Annotated in this window: 10 protein-coding genes; 3 read left to right on the top strand and 7 right to left on the bottom strand. The window is 42.6% G+C overall.

Annotated features, from left to right (window positions below; genetic code table 11):
- Window positions 1-21 precede the first annotated feature (21 nt).
- Window positions 22-732, top strand: coding sequence for an MgtC/SapB family protein (locus M1F25_RS18790; RefSeq protein WP_112308086.1), 711 nt, complete (start codon window positions 22-24; stop codon window positions 730-732).
- A 37-nt stretch (window positions 733-769) separates the two neighbouring features.
- Here M1F25_RS18790 and M1F25_RS18785 read toward each other — a convergent pair whose 3' ends face one another.
- The 5 genes from M1F25_RS18785 to pepA form a co-directional block, all read right to left on the bottom strand.
- Complete coding sequence (locus M1F25_RS18785; RefSeq protein WP_096864306.1) at window positions 770-2,626, bottom strand: glycerophosphodiester phosphodiesterase family protein; 1,857 nt, start codon at window positions 2,624-2,626, stop codon at window positions 770-772.
- Between the two features lie 538 nt (window positions 2,627-3,164).
- The gene (locus M1F25_RS18780; RefSeq protein ID WP_004264338.1) at window positions 3,165-3,659 is read right to left on the bottom strand and encodes a GNAT family N-acetyltransferase; all 495 of its coding nucleotides are present in this window, start codon (window positions 3,657-3,659) and stop codon (window positions 3,165-3,167) included.
- A gap of 158 nt (window positions 3,660-3,817) precedes the next feature.
- The gene (locus tag M1F25_RS18775) at window positions 3,818-6,688 is read right to left on the bottom strand and encodes a valine--tRNA ligase (protein ID WP_181489722.1); all 2,871 of its coding nucleotides are present in this window, start codon (window positions 6,686-6,688) and stop codon (window positions 3,818-3,820) included.
- Between the two features lie 37 nt (window positions 6,689-6,725).
- Window positions 6,726-7,175 (bottom strand): DNA polymerase III subunit chi, encoded by a 450-nt coding sequence (locus tag M1F25_RS18770; protein WP_036958827.1) that lies wholly within the window; start codon window positions 7,173-7,175, stop codon window positions 6,726-6,728.
- A 257-nt stretch (window positions 7,176-7,432) separates the two neighbouring features.
- Window positions 7,433-8,944, bottom strand: a complete 1,512-nt coding sequence (gene pepA / locus M1F25_RS18765; protein WP_004264329.1) for a leucyl aminopeptidase — start codon at window positions 8,942-8,944, stop codon at window positions 7,433-7,435.
- A gap of 339 nt (window positions 8,945-9,283) precedes the next feature.
- On the opposite strand from pepA, the gene lptF reads away from it, so the two are divergent.
- Complete coding sequence (lptF, locus tag M1F25_RS18760) at window positions 9,284-10,381, top strand: LPS export ABC transporter permease LptF (RefSeq protein WP_036958756.1); 1,098 nt, start codon at window positions 9,284-9,286, stop codon at window positions 10,379-10,381.
- Window positions 10,381-11,457: an LPS export ABC transporter permease LptG gene (gene lptG, locus M1F25_RS18755; RefSeq protein ID WP_181488755.1), complete on the top strand. Its 1,077-nt coding sequence runs from the start codon at window positions 10,381-10,383 to the stop codon at window positions 11,455-11,457. Before lptF ends, lptG begins: the two co-directional genes overlap by 1 nt.
- A 57-nt stretch (window positions 11,458-11,514) precedes the next feature.
- Here the strand turns inward: lptG and M1F25_RS18750 are convergent, their stop codons facing one another.
- Together M1F25_RS18750 and M1F25_RS18745 are read right to left on the bottom strand one after the other, a co-directional pair.
- Window positions 11,515-11,694 carry a hypothetical protein gene (locus M1F25_RS18750; protein ID WP_094961629.1) on the bottom strand — a complete coding sequence of 60 codons (180 nt, stop codon included), beginning with the start codon at window positions 11,692-11,694 and terminating at the stop codon, window positions 11,515-11,517.
- Between the two features lie 125 nt (window positions 11,695-11,819).
- Window positions 11,820-12,263 (bottom strand): hypothetical protein, encoded by a 444-nt coding sequence (locus M1F25_RS18745; RefSeq protein ID WP_110591072.1) that lies wholly within the window; start codon window positions 12,261-12,263, stop codon window positions 11,820-11,822.
- Between the last annotated feature and the right edge of the window lie 102 nt (window positions 12,264-12,365).

The following is a 12,365-nucleotide window of genomic DNA, read 5'->3' as shown; positions in this document are numbered from 1 at the left end:
ATGGAGTAAGGAGAGAGGTAAATGGAAGGCTTAACCTATGTTTATGAGCAGTTAAGCAACTTTCCTCCTACATTAATCAAGTTGACGGTCGCCTTTGTCTTAGGTGGCCTCCTTGGTTTAGAAAGGGAAGCAAAAGGTAAACCGGTCGGATTTACCACATGTGTTATTATTTCAGTTGCCAGCTGCCTGTTAACGATTGTGTCAATACAATCCGCTGAATACTACGCTGGGATATCCGACAATATACGTAGCGATCCCATGAGGCTAGCCGCGCAGATTATCAGCGGGATTGGTTTTCTAGGTGCAGGGGTCATCATGCACCGCAGCGATGATGCCATCTCAGGCTTAACAACCGCTGCAATTGTGTGGGCTTCAGCTGGGATTGGTATTGCGTCAGGAAATGGTTTTTATATTCATGCCATCGCAGTGACTGTCTTATTTTTTGTTGCAATATGGATTAGCCCACAAGTCTTGCTCTATCAAGCAAAGAGCAGAAAACTTGGTAAATTAAATATCCGAATGTTGTTCAATGATGAGGATGGTTTGCAGTTAATGATTGACTATCTGAAATTGAACAAAAATATAATAGACAGTCTAAATATTCGGGATTTGAAAAAGGAGCGTGTTGAAGTTAATTTGAGAGTCAATGTCAGGCAAAAAATGACGTTAACTGAGTTTTACATAGCACTCAAACAACTCCCACATGTGCACGCGGTGACTTTAGAGCATTAATATTAGGCCAGACAATTTGTCTGGCCTAATATTACTATCAATTACTACTGTTATATATCCCCCACAGTCCCCATGTGTCATCTTCTACATAATTATCAACTGTCAAAGAGCCATACATATCAAGTCCATACATTCCTTGGTTCACATTCCTAACCATTTTTCGCCCAGTTTCTGAGTGATAATACCGAACAGGAATTAAATGGTTTCTATCGAAAATAAATAGAGATTTATCTTCCACGGTGTTACAGTTTTTTTCCCACAACAATCGTCTTTGTGCATCTCTATCTATGGTTAGGCAGTATTCTGAGTTTTCATTAAAAATTTGAATAGCAGCGCCTGCTTCTGAAGAATACTTATGCTTTTCAACCACTTTTGTATGAAATATTTTATGATAACCATCAGCAGTCGCATTGGCATAATCGCACCGATAGGTCCAAGCATAATGATCGCCATCAAAGTTATCCCAAAGACAGACTACACCTCCCCAACCCCAGGCCGCTTCACCTAACCACGGCTTGATAAATATACTGTTTTCTTTTGGAAAATTGTCTAGCAAATTAAGTTGACGAGAAAGGACGGAGTTCATCTCTTTTGACGGTTTTACAGTAACTGGAATTGCGACTTTATCCAACTCGTCTTGCATTCTGTAATAAGTATCAACGGAGTCAGGGTCATCAACCGTAATTACATTTGCACCAATACTTCTGGCCCATGCTAAGTTCATGCGGATATCTTCTTGCTCGTTAGGACCTAGTCGCTCTTCCATTGTGTAGCAACAGTTACCGGTATTAAGAATATAGGCACTTTCAATATTTAACTGCCGACCATCCGTAGTGCTCTTAATTGTTACTCCTTGAGTAACTTTGTCTTTTTTCCATTGAATGAAATCTGGGTTGGGTACAAATAACCCTAGTGCTTTTTGTTTGCTTTTAATAATTGAGATCATTCGAGCCATTGAGCCTTTAAATGTGTTATCACTTTCTAAGCTAGTTGGCTTTTCATAGATACCTTGATCTGAAAGACGCTTCGTAGTTGTAATAAAATCATCTGAGTTTTTAATCACAACCTCAACATTTGGCACCAATTTAGCTGGTTGCCGAGCCCAAGAGGCAACCGCTCGACTGGTATTGTCCTCATATTGTTCACCTGGAGGGTTAGGTATATCCATTTTATTGATTTTTTCCGCTCCCCAGGGACTAATATAAGGGTTTGCCATAACGGCGGAGTTCGCGCCTTCCTTTATAAGCAGTTCTTGCCACTTTTCATAAGTTGGCACATGCTCCATACCAAATTTGACAATAAATCGCTTTAGAACATCAGGATGTGTTTTAGCTTCTTCAGAAATCGCTTTCGCAACCATAATAATTGCTTTTTCATCTTTAATATCAAAATAAAAAAGAGATTGACCATTGTTTGCTATGTAATCTGAGATAACTTCATTAACCGTTGGTACATATTGACTCGTTACATCCCAGTTAACAGAATGCATTTGTTTTGATTGAATTTCTTGTTGAGTAAGACTTGATATAGGGGGATTCGGGCCACTATTTGTTTCGGGGTTGTAACCTGTTTCCAATACACGACCTATATTGGCATCATGAAAAACCATTAGAGCCCCATCCTTGGAAAGTCTGACATCCGTTTCTATCGCGTGCCTGCATTTTTTGTATGAACCTTGGAACGCAAGCAGGCTATTTTCCGGAACTTTGCCACTCATATCTCCCCTATGGTCCACGGAAACAACGGTGTCATCTTTACCTATGAAATCTAAACGATCATATTGTTCTTGCCCTGTAGGGCATGTTGCATTTGCTGTAATGGGAATTAAAGTCAATACGGCTGTGCCGAGTAAGTTCAATGTGCTTTTTTTGAAATTAGCGAATTGAAGATTCATTCTGTTCCTTAATTATTAGGTATTGAACAATTGAGATAAATCGATAGAGCACTATCCCAGAGTATTTGGTCTATTCAGTACAGCATGGAAAAACTGAACAACCAGCCGCATTGGTCTTGGGAAAGGGGAAAATTTCAGTTAGGTGACATGTCTCACATTATTACTGGGCTTAGTTATTGGTCATTTCAAAAAAGGTCAACAAATCGTAGGTGCATATAAATCAGCAAAGCTGGTTTATATGGTATCGAGCTTGGTTAGAATTCCCCTAACCTTAAGCGTATTTAGCGGTATTTATTAGCACTGATTTGAAGGCAATGAACACAATAGATAACCATTTTTGGGCTAGGGGGTATTTTTGCTGATACTGGTGGGGGAAATGAAACGATCATCAGGCGTTATTATGGTATCAGGATAAAGCCGATCAGGAACTCGACCAACAAATGGAATTGCTTGGGACTTAATAAGGAATATAGCCCCCTGATAGGGGGCCCAACTTCAAGTTATCTCTTCTATAGGTGCTATTTTACCTATAGCAGAATTATAACGCTTTCAACATACGAATTTCACAGTCACTGTGGCCAGTATTACCCAGTGGCTCATCAATAAATTCAAACCCTAATTTTTCATATAACTTAATAGCAGCTTGAAGTTCTTTGGTCGTTTCTAAATAGCAACGAGTGTAGCCTTGCGCTTTAGCAAATTCCAGTGACATCAGTACGATTTGTTTTGCTAAGCCTTTGCCACGTAACACGGAAGATAAATACATTTTCTGTAATTCTGCCGTATCGTTATCACCTCCCGCGACTTGTGAAACACCGCCACCGCCAACAATTTCGCCATCCATTTCCACCACCCAGTAAGCACTACGCGGTTTGCTATAAACCTCAAATAAGGTATCTAAAATAGGGTCAGCAACAGCAAAGCCTTTGTCTGCGGTTAAGCCATGCTCAGCAGAAACTTCGCGGATTACCGCGGCAATACCTGCGTTATCTTGTTGTTCGATAGGACGAATTTTGTAGTTTTGTGTTGTCATGTGAAACTCTTGATTATTATTGTGTACAACTCAGTGTAGAGAGAACCAGAAGGGAACTTCAATCTGAGAACTGCGAACGCAGTCATTTGATGATACTTGAATAAAAAGCCCTTATCAACGAATCGATAAGGGCTTAAAAATGATTAGCTAATTAATAATTATAAAGAGGCGATGGTCACTTTTTGCGCTTCAATTTTAGCTTTTGCTTCAATATTGGCAGTTAAGCGTTCACGTTCTTTTTCAACAACGGCAGCAGGCGCACGGCTCACAAAACTTTCGTTAGCTAACTTGCTTTCAATGGTTTCGATTTCTTTCACCACTTTTTCCAGCTCTTTATCTAAACGAGCCAGTTCTGCGTCTTTATCGACTAAGCCAGCCATTGGGATCAGCAGCTCTGCACCGCCAACGAGTTTAGTGACAGAAACCGGTGCTTCTTCACCATCAGCCAGTACGCGGATGCTTTCTAAACGTGCCATTGATTTGATAAAGCTTTGGTTTTCTTCAACGCGACGTTTTGCATCAGCAGAAGCACCACGCAGCATCACATCCAGTGGCTTACCTGGAGAGATATTCATTTCTGCACGAATATTACGTACAGCAATAATGGCTTCTTTGATCCACTCAAGGTCACTTAGCGCGAGCTTATCCACTTTAGCCGCATCGAACTCAGGGAACGCTTGCAACATAATAGTATCGGCATCAATACCTTTAACCACTTTGACGCGCTGCCAGATGGTTTCAGTGATAAATGGAATGATTGGGTGAGCAAGGCGCAGTAAGCCTTCTAATACCTCAATTAAGGTGAAGCGAGCCGCACGTACTTGTGCTTCGTTACCTTTATGAACAGCAGGTTTAGACAGCTCTAAGTACCAGTCACAGAATTCATTCCATGTGAAATCATACAAAATACCCGCTGCGATATCGTAACGGTGAGTATCTAACGCTTCACGGTAAGCTTTCACTGTTTGATTGAATTGCGCCATGATCCAGCGGTCAGCCAGTGAGAAGCTTATTTCGCCGCCGTTTTGACCACAATCTTGGCCTTCAGTATTCATCAGAACGAAACGGCTCGCATTCCATAATTTATTACAGAAGTTGCGATAGCCGGACAGGCGTTTCATATCCCAGTTGATATCACGGCCTGTTGACGCTAATGCCGCCAAAGTGAAGCGTAGTGCATCAGTACCATGGGCTTCGATCCCTTCTGGATACTGTTTACGAGTACGTTTAGCAATTTTTTCAGCCAATTGTGGCTGCATCATGTTGCCAGTACGTTTTTCAAGTAAATCTTCCAAAGATATACCGTCAATCATATCTAATGGGTCGATAACGTTCCCTTTGGATTTTGACATTTTTTGGCCTTCTTCATCACGGATCAGGCCTGTCATATAAACGGTTTTGAATGGCACTTGTGGCTCGCCGTTTTCATCTTTGATGAAATGCATGGTCATCATGATCATACGGGCAATCCAGAAGAAAATAATATCGAAGCCACTGACTAATACATCTGTTGGATGGAATGTTTTCAGTGCGTCGGTATTTTCAGGCCAGCCGAGAGTAGAGAATGTCCACAGACCGGAAGAGAACCACGTATCCAGTACGTCGTCGTCTTGGCGCAGAGCAATATCCGCACCTAAGTTGTTTTCACGACGAACTTCGTCTTCATCGCGACCCACGTAGACATTGCCTTTTTCGTCATACCATGCAGGAATGCGGTGGCCCCACCACAGTTGGCGAGAAATACACCAGTCTTGAATATCACGCATCCAAGAGAAATACATGTTTTCGTACTGACGAGGAACGAACTGAATACGGCCATCTTCAACGGCTTTAATGGCATCACGAGCCAAAGGCTCGGTACGCACGTACCATTGGTCGGTTAGCATAGGCTCAATAACCACACCACCACGGTCACCGTAAGGCACCGTCAGGTCATGAGGTTTCACTTCAACCAGCAGGCCAAGTTGTTCGAATTCTGCGACGATAGCTTTACGCGCTGCAAAACGTTCCATTCCACGGTAAGCTTCTGGGATTTCGCAGCTATAAGCGGTAGATGGGTTACCGTTGGTATCGAAAATTTCCGCTTCGTTACGAACGTTGCCGTCTAAGTCCATCATGTTAATCATTGTTAACTGATGGCGTTTACCGACTTCATAGTCATTAAAGTCATGAGCTGGAGTGATTTTCACACAGCCAGTACCTTTTTCCATGTCAGCGTGTTCATCACCAACAATTGGAATACGGCGGTTAACGATTGGCAAAATAATTTCTTTACCAATTAAATCTTTATAACGTGGATCTTCAGGGTTAACGGCGACACCGGTATCCCCTAACATGGTCTCAGGACGGGTAGTCGCGACCACTAAATAGTCTTTGCCTTCAGCCGTTTTTGCGCCATCAGCCAATGGATAACGCAGGTGCCACATAGACCCTTTGATTTCACGGTTTTCAACTTCTAAGTCAGAAATTGCCGTGTGAAGTTTTGGGTCCCAGTTAACTAAGCGCTTACCACGATAAATCAAGTTTTCTTTATAAAGGCGAACGAACGCTTCTTTAACGGCTTTAGATAAGCCTTCATCCATAGTAAAACGCTCGCGATCCCAATCAACAGAGTCGCCTAAACGGCGCATTTGTTGTGAAATTGTACCGCCGGATTCCGCTTTCCACTCCCAGATTTTGTCAATGAACGCATCGCGGCCGTAGTCGTGACGGTTTTTACCTTCTTCTGCTGCAATTTTACGCTCAACAACCATCTGAGTTGCGATACCTGCATGGTCAGTTCCCGTTTGCCATAAGGTATTTTTACCTTGCATACGTTGATAGCGGATCATCGTATCCATGATGGTTTGTTGGAAGGCATGCCCCATGTGCAGGCTACCAGTGACATTCGGCGGTGGAATGACAACACAGAAGCTGTCTTGGGTGGTATCCCCATTAGGTTTAAAATAACCGCTTTTCTCCCAGTGAGCATATAGAGATTGCTCAATTTCTGCGGGGTTATACGTTTTATCGAGCGAAGGCTCATTCATTGGGCTATCTGGTTTCTTTTCCATTATCTTTTTGTATTCAGTAAGTTGGCGGCGCCGCCATAGTCAAATTGAAGCCGACGCTACGGTAAGTTTTATACCGCTCACGCGCCAACTGTTTTAAAGTTTCATCAATAGGTACGAAGTCTACCACTTCATGGAAAGCCGTGGCAAAATCTGCGAACTGATTTTGTAAATTAATCAGGACATCGCGTGGGGTATTTCCCCGTTTAGCAGGCCAACAAATTTCAATCGGTGCACCATAACGCGGCCCTTCACCCGCCAAATTATGCGGGACAAACTGGTGTGGATCGCGTTGCCACAAGGCCTCATCAATCTTTTCAGCTTGTTGCTGTGTTTCGCAAGCAACTAAAACACGCTTTCCACTGCGCCACATTTGTGCGGCAAGCTCACAAGCTAGCCATTCATGGGCTTCAAGTTCAGGATGTGGTGATGCCTGTTTTAGTTGGTAAAATGTACCTTTTTTCATATACCCGTCATACTTCAATTTGTAGGGGTGTTGGCTACGCACTTTCGCCTTAGTCACATACTTTTGTATGGGATGTGGGCTACGCGTTTTTGGTGACCAAGCGCAGAATTATGTCTATGTTGAATTATAACCTTTTTTATAGCTGCCTCAAAATGGCTTTCTTGGTGTATCAAAAAACCAAAAATAATATCCCGAGTCGCATAAATGCTCATCGGGATATTTTTACAAGTGATGTACAGCTAAAGCGCTAAATCGGGTTATTCATCACCATTAAGGCCTGCACGGTTCAATAAGAACTGCGCTAGCATGGAGACAGGGCGACCAGTAGCGCCTTTTGCTGCACCTGAACGCCAAGCAGTCCCTGCGATATCAAGGTGTGCCCAGTTATATTTCGTCGCAAAGCGAGACAAGAAACAACCCGCGGTGATAGCACCAGCAGGACGGCCACCCGTATTGGCTAAATCAGCAAAATTAGGCGTGATTTGGTCAAAATACTCATCAGCTAGTGGTAGACGCCATGCACGGTCACCCGCTTGCTCTGACGCGTTTAATAACTCATGAGCCAATGGGTTGTGGTTTGACATCAACCCAGTGTAGTGACTGCCTAATGCAATGACACAAGCCCCTGTTAAGGTCGCGATATCAATAACTAGCTCAGGTTCAAAACGCTCAACATAGGTGAGTGCATCACACAGAACTAAACGGCCTTCGGCATCCGTATTGAGGACTTCAACGGTTTGCCCAGACATGGTAGTAAGAATATCACCCGGACGATAAGCACGCCCACCAGGCATGTTTTCACAGCCTGCTAATACCCCAATGACATTAATTGGCAACTGCAATTCAGTGATAAAGCGCATTACACCGTAAACAGAAGCCGCGCCGCACATATCGTATTTCATTTCATCCATGCCTTCGGATGGTTTGATTGAAATACCGCCAGAGTCAAAGGTTAACCCTTTGCCTACGAGTACGATAGGTTTGCAGTCGGGATCTGGATTGCCTTTATATTCCATGATGGACATCAGCGATTCATTTTGTGAACCTTGACCCACCGCGAGATAGGCGTTCATTCCTAACTCTTTCATTTGCTCTTCGCCGATCACTCGCGTGGTTAGTTTGCTGTCTGAAATATCTGCTAATTGACGTGCTTGAGACGCTAAATAACCTGCATTACAGATATTTGGTGGCATATTACTTAAATCTTTTGCCGCTTTAACACCTGAAGCAATCGCTAAACCATGGGAAATAGCACGTTCACCACTGGTCAATTCACGGCGAGTTGGCACGTTGAAAACCAGTTTACGCAGTGGACGACGATGTTCTGTTTTATTACTTTTCAGTTGATCAAACACATACAGTGATTCTTTGGCTGTTTCGACGGCTTGGCGCACTTTCCAGTAATTATTGCGGCCTTTAACGTGTAATTCAGTTAAGAAGCAGACGGCTTCCATTGAGCCAGTTTCATTCAACGTGCTGATTGTTTTCTGAATAATTTGTTTAAATTGGCGCTCATCTAATTCGCGTTCTTTACCGCAACCGATAAGTAGAATGCGTTCAGACAGAACGTTGGGTACATGATGGAGTAGCAGGGATTGCCCTACTTTACCCTCAAGTTCGCCGCGGCGCAGCAGGGCGCTGATATATCCGTCACTGATTTTGTCCAGCTGTTCAGCAATTGGGGACAGACGGCGTGGTTCAAAGACTCCGACAACAATACAAGCGCTGCGTTGTTTTTCCGGGCTACCACTTTTTACACTAAACTCCATGCGTTCTCCTGAATCTTAAAGACAAAGGCCGATGCTCCCGCTAAAATTAGCGTTTCGCATGATCTACCTCATAGAGAATGAACTCTTTATGTTAAACTAACCATCTATACGCGAAATAGCTCACGTTGTATGCTGTTAATTGCGATACACCATGAAGTATGGCGGGTATATCTGGTTTCTCGAATATTAAGCATGTTCTGATATTTCAACCAGTATAGAGAATGCTTTTATATCATTGTAGCCATACAATAAACTAGAGTATATGTTAGTAAATGGCAGACATCGAACGAACTTAGCCATTTTCTTCCCAAAAGACAAGTTTTCACAGGCGTAATAAGCGTGATCATTATTAGATATTTGGTACGGGAAACCCTGAAAAGTCAGTTAGCCATACTTTTTGTATTGATGCTAATCTTTTTTAGCCAGAAGTCGATAGATATTCTTGGCGCTGCGGTTCAGGGCAACATTCCCTCAAACTTAGTACTTCCTTTACTGGGGTTAGGTGTGCCTGAAATGGCGCAGCTTATCTTACCTTTGAGCCTATTCCTTGGGCTTTTGATGACCTACAGTAAACTTTACACTGAAAGTGAAATCACGGTAATGCACGCCTGCGGTTTAGGTAAAAGTGTTTTAGTAAAAGCCGCGTTAGTCCTAGCGGTCATTACCGCGATGGTTGCGGTGGCTAATATCACATGGATGTTGCCGTGGTCATCTCAATATCAAGAGCAAGTATTGGCTGATGCGAAAGCGAACCCTGGGCTAGCTGCGATGGTGGAAGGGCAATTTAAAACCACTAAAGATGGCAATTATGTCCTGTACATTGGTGATGTAAAAGGTAGTAACTTTAAAAACGTATTTCTTGCACAGCTACGCGCTGCAAATGAACAACGGCCTTCAGTTGTAGTGGCTGATAGCGGTTATATGAAAGAAGACCCCGATGGCCGACAAGTCGTTGTTTTAAATGAAGGTACTCGCTATGAAGGAACCGCGTTACTGCGAGATTTTCGAATAACTGACTTTGTTAATTACCAAGCTATTGTTGACCACCAAACCGCAGAAACGCGTAGTGACCGAGTCGAGCAAAAAAATATGCTACAACTGTGGTCTGAAAATACTCCTGAAGTGAACGCGGAGTTCCATTGGCGTTTAACGATTGTATTCTCCGTTGTCGTCATGGCTTTGATGGTTGTGCCGTTAAGCGAGGTTAATCCACGTCAAGGGCGGGTATTAAGCATGCTTCCAGCGATGCTGCTGTACCTCATTTTCTTTTTATTACAAAGTACATTGCGTAATAGTGCCGATAAGGGCGACCTTGACCCAAGGTATACTATGTGGGCGGTGAATGTGGGGTATTTGATATTAGCGATAGTCCTAAATGCGTGGAATACCGTCCCAATGCGACGTATGCGTCTTAAATTGAGTAAAGGGGTTGCCTGATGTTTGGTGTTCTAGATAGGTATATCGGTCGGACCATTTTAAATTCGATTTTAGTGACGCTATTTCTGCTCGTTTCACTGGCAGGGATCATTAAATTTGTTGAGCAGCTTCGCAAAGTAGGGGATGGCGACTATACGGCATTGAGCGCAGGTGTATTCACCTTATTAACTGTCCCAAAAGATATTGATATTTTCTTTCCCATGGCAGCATTGTTGGGAGCACTCATGGGGTTAGGAGCACTGGCTTCACGTAGTGAGCTAGTCGTCATGCAAGCTTCCGGTTTTACCCGTTTACAAATCGCATTATCGGTGATGAAAACGGCTGTTCCATTGGTCATTGTCGCAATGTTTATTGGTGAGTGGATCGCACCTGCGGGAGAGCAGTGGGCAAGAAATTATCGCGCAGAAAAAATCGTGGGTAACTCATTAGTCGTGACAGATGAAGGTATGTGGGCAAAAGATGCTAATGATTTTATCCATATTCAGCGGATTAATAATGCGACATCGATTCAAGATGTGTCTATTTATCGTTTTGATGACCAACGAAAATTGAAGTCTGTGATGTTTGCTGCAAATGGTGAGTACGACTCGGTAAATCAGCTTTGGGTGTTATCTCAAGTGGATGAGTCAATTCTTAGTAGCGAGAAAAAAATCACAGGTTCACAGCGATTAACCGTAGATTGGAAAACCAACCTAACCCCAGAAAAACTAGGAATAGTTTCACTAAATGCTGACTCGTTATCAATCCGCGGCCTGTATCAGTATGTCTCGTATTTAAAAGAAAGTGGCCAAATTGCTGCTGTTTACGAGCTCAGTATGTGGAAAAAAATATTAGCGCCATTATCTGCAGCCGTCATGATGTTAATGGCAGTTTCATTTATTTTTGGCCCGTTACGTACCGTTCCTATGGGCGTTCGTGTTATTTCAGGTATTGTGGGGGGATTTCTCTTTTACGTACTTAACCAAGGGTTCGGTAATTGGAGCTTAGTGTATTCGGTGCCACCGATTATTGCAGCAGCATTGCCAAGCGTCCTATTCCTGATAGTAAGTATCACATTGTTAGTTAAACGAAAATAACCGTTTATAGGCAAATAAAGGGCTGTGAGTCTTCGGGGTTCACAGCCCTTTTTCTTTTTAGCATCGCTGACTTAGCAGGACATTACCTAAGTGACTAATAATCCCTAACAGTTTGTTTTGAGGGCGAAACATAATATATTGCAGCTTGTTTCCCTCTAATGCAGGGACATATTCACCTTTAACACCAATGATATTGCAACGGCTTTTGTTAGCTAATTGTTGGGCGTAAGAAAACATTCCACCGTTAGCGGTATATGACTGACGAAGAGGGTAGGCGTGATTCCATACTTTTTCGGTAAATTCATTTTGTGCTTTTTGGCGAGTGTTATCGACTAACTGTTTATATTCAGCGGTTTTTACTGTTAGCTAAAAAGTGTATAACCGAGTGCGCTGATAAAGGCGATAAATGGCGGTTGTGGCCGAAATAATTTTCTTTTGGGGAGGGCTGCGTGAGGCTGGGGATCCATCGCTAAAATATTTTCACCGCTTTTATTAGCCAGTTGTTGAGCTAAAGAAAAAATGCCTCGTTTCATCCCATTATGTGTTTTGAATTTGAAAGCAGCAGAACATTCTTCTCGATAAATACGCCGCTCTTCTTGTCGACAGGCTTTAATCGCTAGCATTTCAAGATCATCAGAATAGCTTTTGGGGATTGAGATAGTTATCGATCTTGCTTTTAACTCTTTTGGGCTGTTAATACAGTGGTTTTTAATATCATTCAGAATGTTATTAAACTCGATTGGGCTAATTTTACGTTGTGGTTCGGAATGATAGTTCAGTATTGTTGAGGAGTTCTTGGTTCTCATTATGGACTCTTATAAGTAAGTGACATTACTAAAATATTATCGAGAACCTAATAAAATTGATTATAAAAAAGGCTAAGAAAATTATCAAAAACAGCCTGAATA

The sequence above is a fragment of the Providencia sp. PROV109 genome (assembly GCF_033681625.1).
In the GTDB taxonomy this organism is placed as follows: domain Bacteria; phylum Pseudomonadota; class Gammaproteobacteria; order Enterobacterales; family Enterobacteriaceae; genus Providencia; species Providencia hangzhouensis.
This window is presented reverse-complemented; position numbering and strand designations above follow the sequence as displayed.